Genomic DNA, 19,714 nt, shown 5'->3' with positions numbered 1-19,714 from the left:
CGGGCACTTGACAGGGTCGACGGGGGCGGCGCACGGTCACGGCGAGGGAGCGACCAGGAGACCGATCGTGATGGTGCAGTCCCGGTGACCGGGTCTCGTGGCGCCGACGGGGTGGGCACGGGCGCGGACCGCGACCTCCTGCTGGCCACGAAGCTCCACGTGCCCTCCCTGCGGGACGGGTTCGTCGCCCGGCCCCGGCTCTCCGCCTGGCTGACCGCCGCGGTGCGCCGGGAGCTGGTGGTGGTCGCCGCCCCGGCCGGGTTCGGCAAGTCGAGCGCGATGGCCGAGTGGGCCGTCGGGGCCGGGACGCCGGTCGCGTGGCTGTCCCTGGACGAGGCCGACAACGACCCGGTCCGCTTCTGGCGCCACGTCGCGGCCGCACTGGACGTCGCGCGGCCCGGCCTCGCCGCGGCCGTCGTCGCGCGGTCCGGCGGGCTGTCCACGCCCTCGTACCACGCGGCCGTGGCGGCGCTGGTCAACGAGCTCGCCGAGAGCGCCGAGACGGTGGTGCTGGTGCTCGACGACTACCACGTCGTCGACTCGGCACCGGTGCACGCCTCGCTGACCTACCTGCTCGAGCACCTCCCGCCCGCGCTGCGGCTGGTGGTGGCCGGCCGGGCCGACCCGCCGCTGCCGCTGGCCCGCATGCGGGCGCGCGGCCGGCTGGCCGAGCTGCGCGCCGAGGACCTGCGGTTCACCGAGGCGGAGTCGGCCGCGCTGCTCGGCGCCGCCACCGCCCGGTCGTTGCCGCAGGAGGCCACCGCGGCCCTCGCGGCCCGGACCGAGGGCTGGGCGGCCGGGCTCCAGCTCGCCGCGCTGTCGCTGTCCGGCCGTGCGGACGTCGAGCTCTTCGTCACCGAGTTCTCCGGCAGCAACCGCTTCGTCCTCGACTACCTGACCGAGGAGGTGCTCGACGGCCAGCCGGGCGCGGTGCGGCAGTTCCTGCTGGAGACCTCCGTGCTGGAACGGCTGTCGGGGCCGCTGTGCGACGCGGTCCGCGGACGCGACGACAGCCAGCAGCTGCTCGAGCAGGTCGAGCAGGCCAACCTGTTCCTTCACCCGCTCGACGACTCCCGCCGGTGGTGGCGCTACCACCACCTGTTCGCCGACCTGCTGCGCGCTCGGCTGGCCCGCGAGCAGCCGGACCGCGTCGCGGAGCTGCACCGCGCGGCCGGCGACTGGTACGCCCGTCACCGGCTCGCCGACCAGGCCGTGCACCACCTGCTCGCGATCGGCGACCACGAGCGGGCCGCGGACATCGTCGGCGAGCACGCGCAGACGAGGCTCCGCCGGCGCGAGGCGGCGACCCTGTACCGGTGGTTCGCGGCGCTGCCCGACGAGCTGCTGCGTGCGCGCCCTCAGCTGCGCGCGACGAAGGCGCTCGCGGCGCTGGTCAGTGGGCACGTCGAGGAGGTCGAACCGGTGCTCGCCGGCGTCGGGCGCGGACAGGACACCGGGCCGGGCGAGCCCGGGCTGGGACCCGTGCCCGCGGTCGTCGCGCTGGTGCGGGCCGAGCTCGCCCTGCGGACCGGCAGCGGCGCGGCAGCGGTCCGACACGCCCGTGACGGCCTCGCCCTGGTCGGCCGCACCGACGGCTACCTCGACTACTTCCTGCGGTACGACCTCGCGGCGGGCCTCGTGCTCGAGGGTGCGGTCGACGCCGCCGAGCCGCTGCTCCACGAGCTCGCCGCCCATCCGTGGGCCGTGGGCGCCGATCCGTTCTTCGCCGCCCGCACGCTGTCCCTGACCGGCTGGATGCGGACGGTCCAGGGCCGCCTCGACGACGCCGTCCGGATCTACCGCACCACCCTCGACACCTGGGGCCGGCCGGCCGACCGCACACACCTGCCGGACGCCGGCGTCGCCCACGCGCGCCTGGCCCACATCTCGTACCTGCGCGACGAGCTCGACGCGGCGGCCGAGCACGCGGAGACCGCCGTCGACCTGTGCCGCCGGCTCGGCCTGCCCCGCTGGCAGGTCACCGCGCTGGTCACGGCCGCGCGCGTCCGGCACGCCCGCGGTGACCACGAGGGGGCGACCGAGGCCCTGGACGAGGCAGGACGGCTCGCGGCCGGGTCCGGTGTCGCCGCGCCGATCGCGACGTCGGTGGGGGTGGAGCGAGCCCGGATCGCCCTCGCCCGCGGACGGATCGGCGAGGTCGAGGACTGGGTGCGGACCCGGTGCCCGACCCCGGACGACGAACCGCACCACTCGCGCGAGGCGGAGTACCTCCTCCTGGCCCGCCTCCTCGTCGGCCGGGACCCACGGCAGGCCGCCCGGCTGCTCGCACGGTGGTACGACCTGGCCGCGGCCCAGCACCGCACGGGCAGCATCATCGAGGTGCGCGTCCTCCAGGCCCTGACCCGCGCGGAACTCGACGATCCCTCCGGCGCCGCGCCGCTCCTGGTCGAGGCGCTCGCCCTCGCCGCGGAGCATCGCCACCTGCGGGTGTTCGTCGACGAGGGCGCAGCCCTGGCCGCCCTGCTGCGCGACCTGCTCGTCGGCCGGCGTCTGGAACGGCTCGAGGGCGGCCGGGCCGTGCCACGGGCCTTCCTGTCCACCCTGAGCGCGGCGTTCGACCGGAGCGGTGATCCGCTGCTCCCCACCGCCCGTCGGGGCGCGGTCGCCGTTCCCGGTCTGGTCGAGCCGCTCACCGCCCGGGAGACCGAGATCCTGACCCTGCTGGCCGACGGCCGGCCGAACCGCGCCATCGCCGAGGACCTGGTCATCTCCGTGGACACCGTCAAACGCCATGTGACGCACGTGCTCGACAAGCTCGCGGCCACCAACCGCACGGAGGCGGTCGCCCGGGCACGCCTGCTCGGGCTGCTGTCCTGATCCCGCCGGTCCCGACCCCGCCCGGGCGGGCGGCGGTGGTGGCCCGAGTTACCACCTCGCGTCCCACCTTCGCGTGATCCCGGCGGCGGCCCGGGTGCCTACCGTCGGCGGGGAACGGAAGGAGGTGGGCGATGCCCACACCAGGCATCCCGACCGTCGCCCCACCGAGCGCTCCGACATGGATCCGGCGCCGCCCACGGGTCACCGCGGCCCCGGTCGGGGCCGGGCTCGCCCTGCCGTGCCAGCGCGCGAACCCCGACCTGTGGTTCGCCGTCTCGCCCGTCGACCTGGAACGGGCGAAGGTGCTGTGCCGGCCGTGCCCGGTCCGGACCGAGTGTCTGGCCGCGGCGTTGCGCCGGGCGGAGCCGTGGGGGGTCTGGGGCGGCGAGATCATCGACCGCGGCACGGTGATCGCCCGCAAACGGGCCCCCGGACGTCCGCCGCGCTCCGCCCTGGCGAACTCCGGATGAGCGGCGCCGCCCGGCAGCCGGTGTACTACGAGATCCGGATCGGCGCCGTGCTGGACGAGGACTGGTCGGAGTGGCTCGGCGGTCTCGAGGCCACGGCGGGCCCGGCGGGACAGACCGTGCTCACCGGTCCGCTCGCCGACCAGGCCGCGCTGCACGGCGCGCTGGCGAGGATCCGCGACCTCGGTGTGCCGCTGGTGTCGGTGCGGCAGCTGGAGCCCCCGCCGACGGGCTAGATGTCCCATCGACGTCGCCGCAGGCGCTATAACCGGCTGTGTCGTCCCGGACCGCGCGGCCCGACGTCGAGGAGGACGAGATGACGAGCAAGCTCAGCCTGGATGCCGTCGCGCGCGAGCAGCTGCAGCGCGCGGGCGCGGGACCCAGCGGCCGCAGCGCCCGGACCGTGTACGGCGGGCACGAGCACCTCCTGCGCCAGACGGTGATCGCGCTCGTCACCGGGACGGAGCTCGCCGAGCACGAGAACCCCGGCGAGGCGACGGTCCACGTCCTGCACGGCCGCGTGCGGCTCCGGGCCGGCGACACGAGCTGGGAGGGGCGTCGCGGCGATCTGATCGTCGTGCCCGACGCCCGCCACACGCTCGAGGCGCTCGAGGACAGTTCCGTCCTGCTCACGGTCGCCAAGCACCGCCCGTCGTGAGCCTGCCCGGCAGCGACTCGTCGCCGGTGGTGCCGCGCCGTCACGGCGCCGGCGGTGGACCGGACCCGATCTGCATGCCGGACCGCCGGCGGTGCACGGTGAGGTAGGACAGGCCCCCGGCGCCGGCGACGAGCCGGCGCGTGGATCCCCGCGGCAGCCACACCAGGTTCCCGGCGGTGAGCGTCACCGCGTCCCCGGCGGACTCCACCCGTCCGGTCCCGGCCACGACGACCAGCAGGACGTCGAGGTCGGGCTCGGTGTGGGTGTCGATCGTCCGGCCGGGGGAGAGGTGGAGGACGTTGGCGTCCAGCTGCCGGCCCGGCTCGGTCAGCCGCCAGACGACGCCGTCCGGAACGGAGGTGTCGTCGCTGATCAGGGGCTGCACGTCGTGCAGCACGCGCACCGCGTCGGACATGTCTCGCTCACCCGTCCTGTGGGGCTCGGGCGATGCGGAGGCACCATCGCGTCGGGCCGACTCGAGGTGGGCCGAGGGTATCGGCCGGGTCGCTGAGGTGCGCCGACGCCTTCGTCGCGCAGCTCGTGCCCGAGGCGCTGGGTTGCTCGACGTGCCGACCGGTCCGCTCGTCACCGCCGTTCGGACACCACGACCTCGCCCTGCCGCGCCGCGGCGCGGCGATCCGAGCGGTGCCGTCGAGTCGTGTGGGACGCTCGCCCGGTGGAGGTCGGTCTGCACGCCCTGGGGATCGGGGCCGGCGCCCAGCGGGCGGTCATCGACGCGGTGGCGGTCGCCGCGGAGTCCTGCGGCTTCGCCACGCTGTGGTCCGGCGAGCACGTCGTCATGGTGGAGAGCGGTTCGTCGCGCTACCCGTACTCGGCCGACGGCCGCATCGCCGTACCGGCGGCGGCCGACTGGATCGACCCGATGGTCGGCCTGAGCTTCGTCGCCGCGGCCACCTCGACGATCGGCATCGCGACGGGGGTGCTGCTGCTGCCGGAACACAATCCGGTGGTCGTGGCCAAGCAGGCGGCGACCCTCGACTCGCTGTCCGGCGGCCGGCTCACCCTGGGCGTGGGCGTCGGCTGGTCGCGCGAGGAGTTCGATGCGCTCGGGGTGCCGTTCGCGCGCCGGGCGGCACGCACCGAGGAGTACGTCGCCGCGATGCGCACCGTGTGGCGCGAGGACGTCGCCTCGTTCGCGGGCGAGTTCGTCCGCTTCGACTCGGTGCGGGTCAATCCCAAGCCGGTCCGGGCCAGGACCATCCCGATCGTGTTCGGCGGCAACAGTGACGCGGCGCTGCGCCGCGTGGCGGCGAGGGGCGACGGTTGGTACGGGTTCAACCTCGACGGCGTCGCCGACGTCGCCGACCGGGTCGAGTTCGTGCGGGCGCGGTGCCGGGAGTCGGGGCGCGACCCCGCCGGGCTGTGGCTCGCCGTCGCCCTGCGCAGTCCGCAGGTCGACGACGTCGCGAGACTCGCCGATCTCGGTGTGGACGAGTTGGTGGTCGTCGAGGCTCCGCCCGCCGATCCGCGGCTCGCCGGCACGTGGGTGTCGGATCTGGCCGACCGCTGGCTCTCTGCCGCCGACCGGCCCTCTTCCCGGTAGAGCGACCTGATCCAGCGGATCGTGACGGGGCTCGGACCCGGGGAGATCCCGTCGTGAAGCGCGTCAGTAGCCAGTCGGAGGGACCTCACGGTTGGACCCGGCCGGCCTCCTCCGCGCCGCCGTCCTGACCCACCCGGAGGACGACGCCGCTGCTCGGGCGGGTGGGAACCCGGGACAGGTCGTACCTGAGATCCTGGGGCGGCAGCTCCAGGGGCCTGCGGGCCAACACCCGTGCGGCCACCGCGATCATCGTGAGCACGACGCCCTCGCCGGGGCAGCGGTGCCCCGTGGAGACGTCCCCGCCGCCCTGGGGCACGAGCGCGTCCGGGTCCACCTCGCCGGTGAGGAACCGCTCCGGGTCGAACCGGTCCGGCCGGGTCCAGTGCGCCGGGTCGTGATCGGTGCCGTGGACGTCGAGCAGGACCAGCCCGCCACGCCGGATCGGCAGCCCGAGCACCGTCTGCCTCGTCCGCGCCCGCGCCGTGAGAACCGGCACGAAGGGGTAGTAGCGCCGGACCTCCTGCGCGAAGGCCCCCAGCGCGGCCTCGTCGCCGGAGGCGATCCGCCGCCGCCACTCGGGGTACTCGTGCAGGGCCAGGCCTGCAAAGGCGATGAACCAGGCGGTCGCGACCGTCGGACGGACCACGTTGAGCAGCGTGGTCGCGGCCTCCCGCTCGGGCAGCAGCGTGCCCTTCTCGTCCCGGGCACAGGCCGCCGCGTACAACGCGCTGCTCCCGGGCGCGGACACGGTGCCCGCACGGACCCCACGCACGAGCCGCCGGGCCCAGCGGCCGAGCGGGACGCGCGCCGCCACCGCGCGGGCGTACGGCCGTCCCGGTGTGGCGAAGCCGTCGAGGACGGTGGCGAGCTGGCGCGCCCGCAGCGGCAGCTCGCCCTCGGCAAGCGGGACGCCCGCCCACGGCAGCACCGCCTCGGCGAGCACCCGCACCGCCTCGTCGAACAGGACGACCGGCGCACCGCCGGCGGCGCCGTCGAGGGCCTCCTCCCACAGCCGCTCCGCCCGCCGGCCCAGCTCCGCGGTCGTCTCGGCGGTGATCACGTCGAGGTAGAGAGCCTTGCGCAGCCGGTGCTCGGTGTCGTCGAGGCCGTGGACGGTGCGGGGCCCGAAGAGCAGGAGCTTGATCGGTGGTGGGAAGGAGCCACGCCGGCGCAGGCGCGGATCGTAGAAGCGCCGGACGCCCTCGGCCCCGCCGACGAGGACGGCCGAGCGCCCCAGGACCCGGGTCCGGACGCCCGTCCGGCCCCCGCGCACCCGCGCGCCCCAGGGATAGCCGGTGCGGACGAGCTCGATCGTGCGGTCTGCTCGCATGACCGCCCGTACCCGAGGGGATCGGCGGTACACGTCGGACGACGCGTCCGTTCCCGCCGCGTCGTCCGCTCCGGCAACCGCGGCTCCGACCTCGCGCGGGTCGTCCGACGACAGGTCCACTCACGCCCGGGACCCGGCGGGTCTTCATGTGCCGGGTCTCGGGGCACCTGGGTGGCTCGAGCAGCACCCTCTGAACCGACCGGCGCCGAGCGTGACGGTTTCGGGTCAGAGCAGGTCGAAGTACTCGCGGTGCTCCCAGTCGGTCACGGTGGCTTCGAACCGTGCGATCTCCGCGCGTTTGAGGGCCACGTGGTGCGCGGTCAGCGCTTCCCCCATGGCCGCGGTGAGCACGGTGTCGGCCTCGAGCGCGGTGAGCGCTTCGCCGAGCGAGCCCGGCAGCCGGGGCGCGTCGGTGGCCAGCGGAATGTCGGCGGGTGGGCCGGGATCGAGCGCGTGGTCGATGCCGTCGAGTCCGGCGTGCAGCTGCGAGGCCAGGTAGAGGTAGGGGTTGGCGGCGGGCTCGCCGATCCGGTTCTCGATGTGGGTCGTCCCGGCCTCGGCGTCGCCGACGACCCGGACCAGCGCCGAGCGGTCGTCGCGTGCCCAGACCACGCGGTCGGGAGCCATCGGGGCGCCGAGGAACCGCTTGTAGCCGTTGATGGTCGGGGCCGCGAAGGCGCAGGCCGCGCGGGCGTGCGTGAGCTGCCCTGCGACGAACTGCCGCCCGGTCTTCGACAGCAGCGCAGCGGGGTCGTCGGGGACGAAGGCGTTGCCGCCGGAGTCGCGCAGGGACTGGTGCAGGTGCCAGCCCGACGAGCACGTCGCCGGCAGCTGCGGACGGCACATGAACGTCACGTGGTAGCCGTGGCGTCGTCCGACCTGCCGGAGCGTGCTGCGCAGGAGCACCATGGTGTCGGCGGCCGCCATCCCGGCCACCGCCGGGAGAGTCACCTCCAGCTGACTCGGTCCGAACTCCACCTCCGCACTGTGCAGAGTGATTCCCACCCTGGCCAGGTGGTCGCGGAACAGTGCGAGGACCGGCTCCCAACGGTCACCGGCGTCCTCGGACAGCAGCTGGTAGCCGCCGGTGAGTGGAAGAACCGCGGGTGGATCGGGCGGCTGGCCCGGCACGACGTGGTCGGGGTCGGCGAGGCGGAACACGTGGAACTCCACCTCCAGCCCGGTCACCACCTCGAACCCCCGCGTGGCGGCAGCGGCCACGGCGCGCCGCAGCGCCGTGCGGGAGCAGAACGGCACCGGCGCACCGGACGGGAAGACCAGGTCGCAGAGCATCCAGCCGGTGGGCCCGGCCCAGTCCAGCACGCGGAACGTGGAGGGGTCCGGGATCATCAGCATGTCGCCCGCACCCGCCATCTCGGCCAGGCCGACACCGCCACCGGGCGAGAACGTCGGGAACACCGTGCGCCCCGAGGTGTCCTTGGACAGGAGCGTCGTCACCGTGGCGATGCCGTCGCGGAACGCTCCGGACAGCGCACCCGCGTCCACCGTCTTGCCGCGCAGCAGACCGTGCGGGTCGGGGAAGGACAGCCGGATCGTGTCGATGGCGTCGCGCTCCACGCGCGAGAGCACGTCGGCGGCGTCAGGGTTCATCGGTCTCCACCTCGCCCACTCCTCCGGCCGGGCCGGTCGGTAGTGCCGCCGTCAGGTCCTTCGCCCAGGGGCTCGCCGCGCGCTGTGCGGCGATCGCCTCGCCCCAGACCTGCTGCCATTCCTCGGTGGGGCCGATCGCGTCCAGCGGGATCGGCCCGCGGCTGTCGACATCACCGGTGTCGCGGAGCAGGATCTCCGGCGACCCGCCCTCGGCCACGGCGGCGATCGCCTCGAGCAGCATGCGTCGGTAGGTGATGATCGCGCGGTCGGAGCGGGCGAGCCGCTCGCGCGTGCGGTCGTGGATGCGGCCCTGCCCCTCCACGGCCATCTGGTCGTGCACGTTGATGTCCGGGCCGAGGCCGGTATAGGTGAGCATCCGCTGCTCGCGCGGGTCGAAGCCGTATCCGTTGGCCCGGTTCCGTACCGGCTTGTAGTCGGGCAGCGTCACCGCCTCGACACGCTGGCGGCGCATCGTCGCCCGGTCGACGGGCTCGTCGAGGCTGGTGAACATCGCGTACCAGTAGCAGGAGACGTCGTCGATCGGCACGTGCCACTGCGTGATCGACATGGTGGGGCTGAGCGGAATCGTGATCCCGTGGGGGAAGACCTGGTGGGTGATCCGGACGTGCGCGGCGCTGCCGTCCTGTCCCACCCCGTCGAGCACGCGCAGCGCGACGATCCGCTGCCCGTAGTCGGTCCGAGAATTGATGATCTCCGGCCGGCCGTACTCGCGGAGGATCTTGGTCATCGGCATGTCGGACCCCAGCGACACCCCGCGGAACTGCAGGCCGTAGCTCGCCTCGACATCATCGTCGGTCTCGAAGCGGTGCAGATAGGACGCGTGTACCGGGTCGATACCCACCTCGAGGGCCTGCAACCAGTTGCAGTCCAGGTAGCCCTTGAACGCGAACGTGTAGGCGTCCGGAGCCGCGAAGCAGTCCAGGGACGGCAACTCGGGCGGGGTGCCGGGACCGAGATAGCCCCACAGGATCCCGTTGCGCTCGCGCACCGGGTAGGCGCCGATACGGACCTTCGACGCGAACGGGCTGCCCACCGGCTCGGCGGGCACCTCCAGGCACCTTCCGTCAGGGGCGAAGAGCCAACCATGGAAGTGACAGCGCACGCCGCCGTCCTCCAGCCGGCCGTAGGCGAGATCGGCGGCGCGGTGCGCACAGGCGCGCTGCAGGAGGCCGAGCGTGTGGTCGGGGTTGCGGAAGACGACCAGGTCCTCGCCGAGCAGACGAGAGGCGACGAGCGGCCGCTCGGGGGCCAGCTCCTCGCTGAGCGCGACCGGCTGCCAGTACCGGCGCATCAGCGCCCCACACCGTGTGCCCGGCCCGGTGCGCGTCATGGTGACGTCGTCTTCGGCCTGCATCGGCCGCTCCCGTTCGATTAACGAACGACGGTTCGCCTATGTAGTAGAGTAAGGCCAGGGGAGGGAGGGCGCAATGGCGCGGTTGGGTCTGGACGACGCCCAGGTACGTCGCGACCGGCAGCTGGACGGCATCGCTCCCGCGGACTTCTCCGAGGCTCTTGCCCGGGGGGTTGCGGTGCTCCGCGCGTTCGGTGAGGGGGAGCGGCTCACTCTGGCCGACCTGGCACGGCGTCTGGGCCTGCCGCGCGCGACCGTCCGACGGGCCGTCGTCACCCTCGTGCACCTCGGCTATGTCGCCGCGGAAGGCCGCACCTTCGCCCTCACGCCGCGAGTGCTGGAGCTGGCCGCGACGTTCCTGCGTGCGAACCCGGTCAGCACCATCCTGCAGCCCGCCTGCGAGCGAGTCGCGGCCGAACTCGGCGAGGCGTGCGCGGCGGCCGTGCTCGACGGCGGGGATGCGGTCATGATTGCGCGGGCCGTTCCGCACCAGCTCCTGGCGGTCGGGCACGGAGTGGGCTACCGAGTGCCCGCGCTGCACTCCGCGTTGGGCCGGGTGCTGCTCGCGAACCTGCCCGAGTCCGCGCTCGACGCACGGCTGGCCGCTGTCCCCGAGCCCGAGCGGATCCGCGCCGCGGTGGCGAGCGCCGGCGCTCGAGGATGGGCCTACGTCGCGCATGAGGTCGAGCCCGGCTTTCACTCCGTGGCCGTCCCGGTGCGCCGTTGGGACGGCTCGGTCATCGCGGCGCTCAACATCGGCTGCGGAGTGAGCAGGCGCGACCGCGAGAGCATGCTCGGCGAGGTGCTCGACCGATTGCGTTCCACGACCGACGAGTTGCGCGAGCAACTCATCTGAGCGCAGACCACGCCTCTCCCGGCACGAATTCAGCCTCAGGATTCGGACACGGCAAGCCAGCGGGGCTGCAGCGAGGCCCGTCCCGAAGACGGACGAGTACGTTGCACGGCTCCCTTCGTCTAAGCCGATAATCTACGTTATGACAGTTCTGCCGTAGACGTGGTATTCGCATCAGACGCAAGGACCAGTGCCCCGTCACCTCGCGGCCGGCTACATGAGCTCAGCGAGTAGTGCTGCTGCCCTGGCCGCTCCATCGGTCTCAACCGGCCGGTAGTCGACGGGCCGGTCGATCTCCTGCGCGATCGCTTCCGCGAGCAGGTCCGGACTGGTGACCGCATAGTCCATGCGCCGCCCGGCCCCGTACTGGGCGAGCCGTTGCGGCACGTGGATCTGCTGCTCGAAATGATGTGTGAGAGGGAAGTACAGGAAGGGCCGCCGGGCCGCCACCAGCTCCATCGTGGTGGTTAGCCCGCCCTGCACGACGGCCAGGTCACATGCGGCGAGGTGCCGGTGCAGTTCGGGCACGAACCCGTGCACCTCGACGCCGTCCGGGGCGGGCACCGACGCCGGGTCGATTCGGGGGCCGGCCACCGCGACCATACGCAGGCCGGGCACGTGCTTCTCCGCCAGCGGGAACGCCTGGGTGGCCCGCCGCAGCAGGGCCCCTCCGGCCCCGGTGCCGCCCACTGTCACGACGCAGACACGCTCGTGCGGGCGATAGCCCAGCTCCGCGCGCAGCGCCTCGCGGTTCTGTGGTGGCGCGGCCTTGGTGACGTAGCCGGCGAACGCGTACCGCTCGAGCCCCCACTCGCGGACTGTGGGTAGCCCGGGACCGAGTGGGCTGTCCACCAGGTCGGCCGGGTTGCCGACGAAGATTGACCGGTCGCGAAGCCGTGAATAGCGCGTCATCCGTTCCACGCGTTCCCCGTTGACGTCAGCAGTGAGCGCCCGCTCGGCGGCGCCGCCGTCGGTGATCGGAAGCATCCCGACGAAATCGGTTAGCCACGCGTAGGCGGCGCACTTCAGCTCGGGGTTGTCGAACAGGAAGTGGTCGATGTCCCACCCCTCGTCGACGGCCCACAGATCGTAGGACTCCGCGGAGACCAGGTCGTGGAAGACATGGAAGTTCGCCACCATGATCTCGTCCATCCGGCGTAGCGCCTGGAACGCGTGCAGGTCGTGCTCGCCGGCCTCGGACTCGAAGTGGCCGCTCTCGCTGGCTAGCCACTTCGACGCGGGGTGTACGCGTTCGGCCCGGTCCCGCAGCACGCGCGTGGCCGGCTCCTGGGTCAGCCAGTCGATCTCCACGTCCGGTCGTTGGCGACGCAGTTCGTCGGCGATCGCGAGGTCACGTCCGACGTGCCCGAGGCCGATCGGGGATGACACGAAGAGCGCCCGCCGGGCGCGGCTGCGCGCTCGGGTCCACGCGATCGGGGCGTTGGCCCGGCCCGCCGCGACCCGCTCGACGAACCGACTGATCACCAGATTCGTCCGGATCGGGTCCCGCATTGGGGGCGCGTGCCCCCCGCCTCGGACGGTGACGAGCTCACCCTGGGTCCACCGGGCCAGAGCGACGCCGGTGGCATAGGGGACGATCGCGTCCTGGTCGCCGTGGATCACAAGCACCGGGCAGCGGACCTGCCGGCAGGTCGCCTCGGCCTCGTCGGCGGTGGGCGACTGGGCTCCCCCGGCCGCCGGCGCGGTCAGCGCGAGGGTCTCGGCGTCAGTGGCCAGGCCCCACTCGACGCCGTCCTCCCACTGCTTGGTCGAGTGGGGCTCGGTGAACGCTGCCGACATGAAGAACTCGACGAAGCCGCGGTAGTCCTGGCGCCAGTAGTGGATGTTCAGCTTCTCGGCACCTTCATAGTGGTCCCGGACGTCCTCGAACCCGTCGGGCAGCGCCCAGGGCAGCGCGGCGCCGATTGCAATCACCCCGGCTGCCCGGTCCGGGTACCAGGCGGCGAGTTGCAGGGCGTGCCGCCCGCCGAGCGACAGGCCGCCCACGACCGCGCGCCGGGCCCCGATGGCGTCCATCACCGCGATCGCGTCGGCGACGTACTGACGGTCGGCGTAGGCGTCAGGGGCCCGCGGCCGGTCGGCGCGGCCGTTCCCCCGGCCTTCGACGGTGACCACCCGGTACCGGCGCGCCAGGTACGGCACCTGCGCCTTCCACTGACGGGCGTGCACGATCGCCCAAGAGGTCAGCAGCACGATCGTCGGCTCCCCATTGCCGAATACCTCGTATCCCACCGTCACTCCGTCCCGCTCTACGTGCCCGACGACATCCGGTTCGCGTGCTCGCATCCTCCGGCTCCCTTCACGCCAGCTCCCGCGCCGTGGCGCGTTGTCGCGGTCATCGCCGATCTCGTGAAGACCCTGAAGGAGCCCGCTACCGAGGGGCCGCCCGACGGCCGCCTTGGACGCCCGACGGCCGCCTTGGACCACGACTCCTGGTCAGAAGCCCGACGCAGACCGGGCACCGACCTCTGTCTGTTCGTGCTCAGGATCCGATCCCTGACCGTTGCACCCGCTAGGGTCTTCCGCCTGCATGCCGCGGTCCTCGCGCATGGACGCCTTCGTGGGACGTCAACGGCTCTCGGCCGGCACGCCGGACGCGGGATCGGCCTCGGACGTCAGCTTCCGAATGACGGGCCTCTCGGCCTGCGCCGCAGACACCGCCGGACCGTGTCCTCATTGATGCCTCGGCTCAGGCCCTCGTTGTGCCGGAGGGCTCGGTGGTCATCGAAGTTGTGACGGCAACCGGGCTGGTGAAGATGTCGAGCACAGGGCAGTGCCCGTTCACGGCGGCGCGCAGCTGCTCGTACCGCTCGGCCGGCTCCGGCCCGCTGACCCGCACCCGCACGTCGACCTCGCCGAAGCCCGCGCGCACCCCGTCCTTGAGGCCGAACACCCCGTGCACGTCGAGGTCGCCCGTGACCTCGACGTGCAGCCGGTCGATGCGGATCCCGAGCTTCTCTGACCAGAACCGATAGGTGATGGCCTGACACGACCCCAGGGCGGCCAGGGAGAACTCGACCGGGTTTGGCGCGAGGCTCGTGCCACCGAGCGCCTCCGGCTCGTCGATCTTGACGACGTGCTTGCCGATGTGCACGTCGACCTCGGTGACACCGACGAGGTCGCTGTCCGCCGCGAAGGTCACCGCCGCCGCCTTCGGGTCCCGCGCCACCGCCTCAGCGGTGGCGTCGAGAACGGTCCTCAGGTCGCTCGTGGTGGTCATGGCGCTCCTCCTAGCCGCTCGGGCATTGCCAGCCGAGGCTCGTCGACGGTGTTGCACGGCTGTTGGGTGGAGCGCTCAACGGTGCGGCTCGGCGCTGTCCGGCGTGCTTGTGGTGGTACACCGCTCCCTACTGTTCAATGTTCCGGTGGAGACCGACGGACCTGGTCCGGCGGCCACGGGTCCGCAGCCCAACGGTCGTGCGGTACGCGTCGACGTGCTCGGACCGGTCCGGGTGATCGTGGACGGGCACAGCATCGACCTCGGTTCCCCCAAGCAACGGCTCGTCCTGGCTGTGCTGGTCTCCGCCGCGGGCCGGCCGGTCCCCGTGGAGCGGGTGATCGATCTGGTCTGGCCGGACGACCCGCCGTCCCGCGCTCGGCACAGTGTGCAGCAGTACATGTCGCGGCTGCGGGCCGCCGTCGAACCGGACCGACCGGCCGGGCGGAAACCGGCGGTGTTGCGCTGCGAGGCCGGCGGCTACTTGCTGGATCTTGCTCCCGAGCTCATCGACGTGCACCGCTTCATACGCGACGAAGCTGCCGGGCGCGCCGCGCTGCAGGCCGGGGACCCGAGGGCCGCGGTCGACCGCTGGCGGGACGCCTTGGCCCATTGGCGGGGACCAGCCTTCGCCGACCTGAGGGGCGAGCCGTTCGCAGACGCCGAAGCGGTCCGGCTCGAGGAGCGCCGGCTGTTCACGATCGAGAACCGGATCGCGGCCGAGATCGACCTCGGCCAGGGCGCCGACCTCGTGTCCGAGCTGCACGACCTGGTGCGGTCACATCCGCTGCGCGAGGCGTTCTGGAACCAGCTCATGGTGTGTCTGTACCGGGCCGGACGGCGGGCCGACGCCCTGCGCGCCTACCAGCGGGTTCGTCGGCTCCTCGCCGACGAGCTCGGTCTTGACCCCGGACCCGGCCTGCAGGAGCTCGAAGCCGCGATCCTGGCCGGCGACCTCGCCATGCCTGGCACTGCCGTGAGGTCGACCTCGGCACCCGTGTCGGCACCGCCGGCGGTGGCCGACCGGGAGGACGAGCAGGAGGACGAGCGGTACCTGGCCCCCGGCGAGCGACGGACGACCGTGGTGGTGGCGGTGGCGCTGACCGGCCTGGAGCCTCTCCGATCGGCGACCGACGACCGGACCGTCGCGCTCCTGGTCGAGGAGGCACGTCGACGCGTTAGCCTCGCGATGGCCGAGTTCACAGGCTCCGTCCATCACTCCACCGGGGCCGCCGTGCTCGGACTCTTCGGCGTTCCCGCAGCAGAGAACGACGCGGCGCGGGCCGTCAGGTGTGCGCTGCGATGCGCGGCAGACCTGGGCGCGCTCACCGCGGACGTGGCCGTGAGCTGGTCGGTCGCCCCCCCGTGCGCCCGAATCGCAGTGTGCAGCGCGCAGGTCGAGGGGGGACGGACGCTTCTGAGCGGTGGCGCGGAGCGGCGATGCGCACGGCTCCTCGCCGCAGGGCCTCCCGGCGCCCCGATCGTCACCGACAACGTACGATGGCTCGTCGAGCCCCTGTTCGATTGGGGCGCACCGATTTCAGAGCGCCGGGCGTCCGTTGCCGTCCGGACACGCGGTCCGGGCCGCTTGCAGGGGCTGCCGGACATGACCGCACCGCTGCTCGGTCGCCAGGAGCCGCTGGCTCGGGCCCGCGGGTGGCTCGACGGGGTCGTGCACGGCCGCGGCGATGTGCTGTTCGTCGGGGGCGAAGCCGGTATCGGCAAGACGCGGCTGATCAACGAGCTCAAGAGGCCGGCGCGCGCCGTGTCGCCCGAGCCGCTGTGGCTGGAATCCGGATGCGAGCCCCATGACGACCGCGTCCCCTATTACCTGTTCCGTCGGCTCGTCCGCGGCTGGCTTGGCAGCTCCCCGCTCGACGAGCTCCGGGTCAAGGTCGCGGCCCGGCGCCAGCTCGAGGAGCTGCCCGGCGTAGACGCTGCGACGGTGCTTCCGGTCCTCATGCTGCTGGCTGGCGTGACCGGGGCGGGCGCGGAAAGCGAACGGATCGCCCGCCTTGATCCCGAGCCGCTGCGGCGCAGCATCGCCGCTGCCCTCACGGCATTGCTCGGCGGCCTGGCCACCGCGCGGCCGGTCGTCGTGGCCCTCGACGACCTGCACTGGGCGGACCCACCCTCCCTCGAGCTCCTCGAGCACCTTCTCGACGTGCTCGCCGGAGGCCCGATCGCCTTCCTGCTGGCCGCCCGTCCGGACCCGGATCACCGGTCGTGGACAGTGCGCGACACCGCGCGGCGCCGGCAGCCGCACCGCTGCCATGAGGTCGAGCTCGCCCGGCTGCGCAACGGGGACGACGTCGAGCTGTTGCGGGCCCTGATCGGCGAGGACACGCTCCCGAGCGAGGTCGAGCACCGGATCGCCGAGGTGGCCGACGGGAACCCGTTCTTCCTGCAAGAGATCATCCGGTCCCTTGTCACGTCCGGTGTGCTGACTGCCGAGGACGGCCGGTGGCGGGTGAGCGGAGCGGTCTCGGTCGACCTGCCGCCCAGCGTCGAACGGATCATCGTCAGCCGCCTGGATGCCCTCCCCCCGACACACCGGTCGGTACTCGGCGCCGCATCGGTCCTGGGCCAGACCTTCTCGGCCGGGCTGCTCGCACGGGTCAGCGCCCCGGAACATGTCGGCTCGCTGGACACGGCCGTCGAGAGCCTGCTGCGGACCACGATGCTGCAGGAGCTGCGCCGCTGGCCCTCCCATGAGCTGCGGTTCAACCACGCGTTGACGGCCGATGCCGTCTATCGGAACCTGACAGACCGGCGCCGGGCGCAGCTGCACGAGCGGGCTGCGCGTGCCATCGAGTCCGGGCTGCGCCCGGGTGAGAGCGACGTCTACCCCGCGCTGGCCCGGCACTGGGAGCAGGCCGGCCACCTCGGCCCTGCCGCGGAGTACCACCGGCTGGCCGGCGAGCACGCCTTGCGCATGCACGCGCTGGAGCTCGCGCGCCGAGAGTTCCGGGCCGGCCTCGACCTCGGTCGCCGGGCCCGGTTGGCGCCGGCCACGGTCGCTGCGCTGACCTACGGGCTCGGGACCGCGCTGCGCCAGAGTGGGCTGCCCAACGAGGCGCGGCCGGTGCTGGCGGAGGCGGAAGCACTGGCCTTCACCGCCGACGCGTCAGCGACCCGGCTCGCGGCGCTCGAGGGTCTCGGGGTGATCGAAGAGACCGGCGCGTCCAAACGGATGGCGATCCGGTACTACGAGCAGGCCGCCCGGCTCGCTGCGCAGGCCGGCGACTCCGTCCGTGAGATCGGCCTGCTCAATCGCCTGGCCGTGGTCGCGGCATCTCAGTTGCGGTTCGCCGACGCGGAGTCGTTCGCACGCCGAGCCCTGGACATCGCGCCCGGACTCGGTGACCCGAAACAGGCCGCCCGCGCGGTCGATGGCGCGAAGCTCGTCGCCTGGTACCTCGGTGACCTCGACGAACTGGAGCGGCTGACCGCGGGCGCGGAGCCTCAACTGCGTCCGGATGGCGAGTGGTACCTGCAGTTCGTGCTGCTCGAATCCGCCTACGTCCCGGCTGCGCGCGGGCAATGGAACGTCGCCGACGCCCGGGTCGAGGAGGGGCTTGCCCTGAACGACCGTATCGGGAACCGGGCCGAGCGGCCGCTGCTGCTGGCGCTGGCGGCACGGCTGGACCGGTGGCGCGGACGACTCGATGCAGCCTGGGCCCGCTGTGTCGACGCGTGCGAGCTGGCCACGCGTGTCGGAGCAGACTGGATGTTGTCGTGGGCACGGACCGAGCTCGGTGCCCTGCATCTCGACCTGAACGAACCCGGTCAAGCGATCGACCGTCTCGAGGAGGGCCGCCGTATCGCGCGAGCCTGCAACTCGTCGACGGTTGAGCTGTGGAGCGTCGGCCACTTGTGCCGCGCCACCCTGCGCGCCGGCGACGAGCGATCGGCCGCGGCACATGTCCAGGAGATGGCGGACCTGATTGGGCTGGTCACCGTGCCAGCCGGCCGCGCGTTCCTCGGCGCGGAGGACGCCCTCGCGGCCTACTCGGAGGCGGCGCTCGAGCTGGGCGACCCGGCGCCGGCGCACGAGGTCATGAAGCCCCTGCTTGAGGCGGCTGACCGGGCGGGCCACATGCCCGCCGCCACGCGAGCGTCGCTCGTCCTGGCCAAAGCCGACCGTTTAGCGGGCAACGTGCACCAGGCCTGCCGCCGACTCCGGCACGCCCGAAAGTGCGCCGAGGCCGGAAGCCTGGCAGTGCTCGGTCTCGATGTGGTCGACGCCCTCGCCGATGTCACCGACGGTATCGAACGGACGGAACACCTCGCGACGGCAGCCGGATATCGGGACACAAGACGCGCCCACCGGCTGAACGGGCCTCCTGAGGAGGACCCGCAGCCCGGTGGAAAGCTTCGTTGCGACAGTGGGTGAGCCGAGCTCTGCGATGAGCTTCGGGTGGACCGACACGCCGGGCCGGTGCGCTGCCGGCCGCACCGGGCTATCGTTGACGACCACTCTCTGCACGTCCTCGATGCCCGAGGAGCGATGCCATGGACGACGCGTTCGGTTCTCGCGACCCCCGCTTGGCTGCCGACCGACGCGATGAGGCCGCAGCGGACCGCGACCAAATCGCCGAACACCGCGACGAGTTCTCCCGCCTCCGGGACTCCGCAGCCGCCGACCGGGACGACCGTGCCCAGGCGCGGGACACGGACGCGAACCCGCACCCGGGCCAGCTGCTCGCCCACCTTCGCACGTTGGCCGAGCGCCTCACCCCACGCCCCGGCGGCGACGACGCGAGCACACGCCCCGGCGACGACACCGGCCCACGGGAGCAGCACGCGCCCGGGGCGGTGCTCCTGCCCCGGGAGGAGGCGAACGCCGCCGCGCAACTCCTCCTGGACACGATCACGCTGCTCGAGAGCAACCACGCCCTGCGCGCCCAGGCTGCCCGCGACCGCCAGGACTCCGCGCGAGACCGCTCCGCCGCGGCCCAGGACCGAAGCAGCGCCGCCCACGACCGCGACGACTCCTCGGCGGACCGTCAACAAGCGGCGCTCGACCGGGAACAGGTCGACTACCGGACCGACTTCCAGACCCTCCAGCAGCAGCTCGTGGCCACCCTCGAGCGCACCTGGGAAGCCGGCAGCCTCGTCCACCAGACCCTACGCAGCAGCCGCGAACGCATCACCGAGACCAAGCAGATCCTCATGCACCTCCACGCCCGGGACCATGCGCCCTGCCGTGCAAGGGACCGCGTCCCTAGGTGATCGCCTCACCCGCACGACGTAGTCGGGTGCGCTGTGCTCTGCCCGGTGTCAGACGATCGGGCTCGCATGCCGGGGCTCGTAGAGCCCCAGCTCGCCGCCTCCCGGGATCCGCAGGCGCGTCAGCAACCCCCAGCCCTGGTCCTCGACGGGCCCGGTGAACTCCACGCCCCGGGCGGTGAGCTCCGCGACGGTGCCCTCGACGTCGTCGCACATCAGGTACAGCTCGTGCCGGCCGTGGGCGTCCGGCCCCGCCGGGTGCACGGCGATCTCGGCCGGCGGCGCGGCGAAGATCAGCCAGCCGTCGTGGGCGTCGACGAAGGCCAGCCCGAGGACGTCGCGCAGGAACGCGCGCGCCCGCTCGGCGTCCTCCGCGTAGACGATCGTGTGCAGACCGGTGATCACGGTAACTCCTCGCGTCGCAGCGGATCGTGCCAGCGGCGCCGGCATCGACTGCAGCGATCATCGACCATCCTGCTCATCCCCGGGACCTCCGCGCCGGCGCGGCTGCGCGAGAACGTCGACGCGATCGGGCACGAGGAGTCCGCGGA

General features: G+C 73.0%; 15 protein-coding genes. 8 read left to right on the top strand and 7 right to left on the bottom strand.

What is annotated here, in order from left to right; all coding sequences use genetic code 11:
• Positions 1–84: 84 nt before the first annotated feature.
• The 4 genes from ABD990_RS04930 (at position 85) to ABD990_RS04915 (ending at position 3,963) form a co-directional block, all read left to right on the top strand.
• A complete protein-coding gene (locus ABD990_RS04930; protein WP_345378636.1) occupies positions 85–2,838 on the top strand; it encodes a winged helix-turn-helix domain-containing protein in 2,754 nt (917 codons plus the stop codon).
• A gap of 131 nt (positions 2,839–2,969) precedes the next feature.
• Entirely contained in the window at positions 2,970–3,308 is a 339-nt protein-coding gene (locus ABD990_RS04925) for a WhiB family transcriptional regulator (RefSeq protein WP_345378635.1), read from the top strand.
• Entirely contained in the window at positions 3,305–3,541 is a 237-nt protein-coding gene (locus ABD990_RS04920; RefSeq protein ID WP_345378633.1) for a hypothetical protein, read from the top strand. Before ABD990_RS04925 ends, ABD990_RS04920 begins: the two co-directional genes overlap by 4 nt.
• An 80-nt stretch (positions 3,542–3,621) precedes the next feature.
• On the top strand, positions 3,622–3,963 hold the full coding sequence (locus ABD990_RS04915; RefSeq protein ID WP_345378632.1) for a cupin domain-containing protein: 342 nt from the start codon (positions 3,622–3,624) through the stop codon (positions 3,961–3,963).
• Positions 3,964–4,003: 40 nt separating this feature from the next.
• Here ABD990_RS04915 and ABD990_RS04910 read toward each other — a convergent pair whose 3' ends face one another.
• A complete protein-coding gene (locus ABD990_RS04910; RefSeq protein ID WP_345378631.1) occupies positions 4,004–4,378 on the bottom strand; it encodes a cupin domain-containing protein in 375 nt (124 codons plus the stop codon).
• A 261-nt stretch (positions 4,379–4,639) separates the two neighbouring features.
• Between ABD990_RS04910 and ABD990_RS04905 the strand changes: the two genes are divergently transcribed.
• On the top strand, positions 4,640–5,527 hold the full coding sequence (locus tag ABD990_RS04905) for an LLM class F420-dependent oxidoreductase (RefSeq protein WP_345378629.1): 888 nt from the start codon (positions 4,640–4,642) through the stop codon (positions 5,525–5,527).
• Between the two features lie 85 nt (positions 5,528–5,612).
• Here the strand turns inward: ABD990_RS04905 and ABD990_RS04900 are convergent, their stop codons facing one another.
• The 3 genes from ABD990_RS04900 to ABD990_RS04890 form a co-directional block, all read right to left on the bottom strand.
• A complete protein-coding gene (locus ABD990_RS04900) occupies positions 5,613–6,857 on the bottom strand; it encodes a cytochrome P450 (RefSeq protein ID WP_345378628.1) in 1,245 nt (414 codons plus the stop codon).
• A gap of 225 nt (positions 6,858–7,082) precedes the next feature.
• Complete coding sequence (locus tag ABD990_RS04895; protein WP_345378627.1) at positions 7,083–8,468, bottom strand: glutamine synthetase family protein; 1,386 nt, start codon at positions 8,466–8,468, stop codon at positions 7,083–7,085.
• Positions 8,458–9,843 (bottom strand): Rieske 2Fe-2S domain-containing protein, encoded by a 1,386-nt coding sequence (locus ABD990_RS04890; RefSeq protein WP_345378626.1) that lies wholly within the window; start codon positions 9,841–9,843, stop codon positions 8,458–8,460. The genes ABD990_RS04895 and ABD990_RS04890 overlap by 11 nt, the downstream gene beginning before the upstream one ends.
• Before the next feature lie 73 nt (positions 9,844–9,916).
• Here ABD990_RS04890 and ABD990_RS04885 point away from each other — a divergent pair, with 73 nt between their 5' ends.
• Complete coding sequence (locus ABD990_RS04885) at positions 9,917–10,696, top strand: IclR family transcriptional regulator domain-containing protein (protein WP_345378625.1); 780 nt, start codon at positions 9,917–9,919, stop codon at positions 10,694–10,696.
• A 210-nt stretch (positions 10,697–10,906) separates the two neighbouring features.
• On the opposite strand, the gene ABD990_RS04880 is transcribed toward ABD990_RS04885, so the two are convergent.
• On the bottom strand, positions 10,907–13,141 hold the full coding sequence (locus ABD990_RS04880) for an alpha/beta fold hydrolase (RefSeq protein WP_345378624.1): 2,235 nt from the start codon (positions 13,139–13,141) through the stop codon (positions 10,907–10,909).
• Positions 13,142–13,403: 262 nt separating this feature from the next.
• Positions 13,404–13,934 carry an OsmC family protein gene (locus ABD990_RS04875; RefSeq protein WP_345378623.1) on the bottom strand — a complete coding sequence of 177 codons (531 nt, stop codon included), beginning with the start codon at positions 13,932–13,934 and terminating at the stop codon, positions 13,404–13,406.
• Between the two features lie 145 nt (positions 13,935–14,079).
• On the opposite strand from ABD990_RS04875, the gene ABD990_RS04870 reads away from it, so the two are divergent.
• Both ABD990_RS04870 and ABD990_RS04865 read left to right on the top strand, forming a co-directional pair.
• Positions 14,080–18,327: an ATP-binding protein gene (locus ABD990_RS04870; protein WP_345378621.1), complete on the top strand. Its 4,248-nt coding sequence runs from the start codon at positions 14,080–14,082 to the stop codon at positions 18,325–18,327.
• A gap of 119 nt (positions 18,328–18,446) precedes the next feature.
• Complete coding sequence (locus tag ABD990_RS04865; RefSeq protein WP_345378620.1) at positions 18,447–19,166, top strand: hypothetical protein; 720 nt, start codon at positions 18,447–18,449, stop codon at positions 19,164–19,166.
• Between the two features lie 48 nt (positions 19,167–19,214).
• Here ABD990_RS04865 and ABD990_RS04860 read toward each other — a convergent pair whose 3' ends face one another.
• A complete protein-coding gene (locus ABD990_RS04860; RefSeq protein WP_345378619.1) occupies positions 19,215–19,568 on the bottom strand; it encodes a VOC family protein in 354 nt (117 codons plus the stop codon).
• Positions 19,569–19,714 lie beyond the last annotated feature (146 nt).

This window comes from Pseudonocardia yuanmonensis, from assembly GCF_039542425.1.
In the GTDB taxonomy this organism is placed as follows: Bacteria; Actinomycetota; Actinomycetes; order Mycobacteriales; family Pseudonocardiaceae; genus Pseudonocardia; species Pseudonocardia yuanmonensis.
Note: the sequence above shows the minus strand (reverse complement) of the source record. Positions and strands in the feature narration are given on the sequence as shown.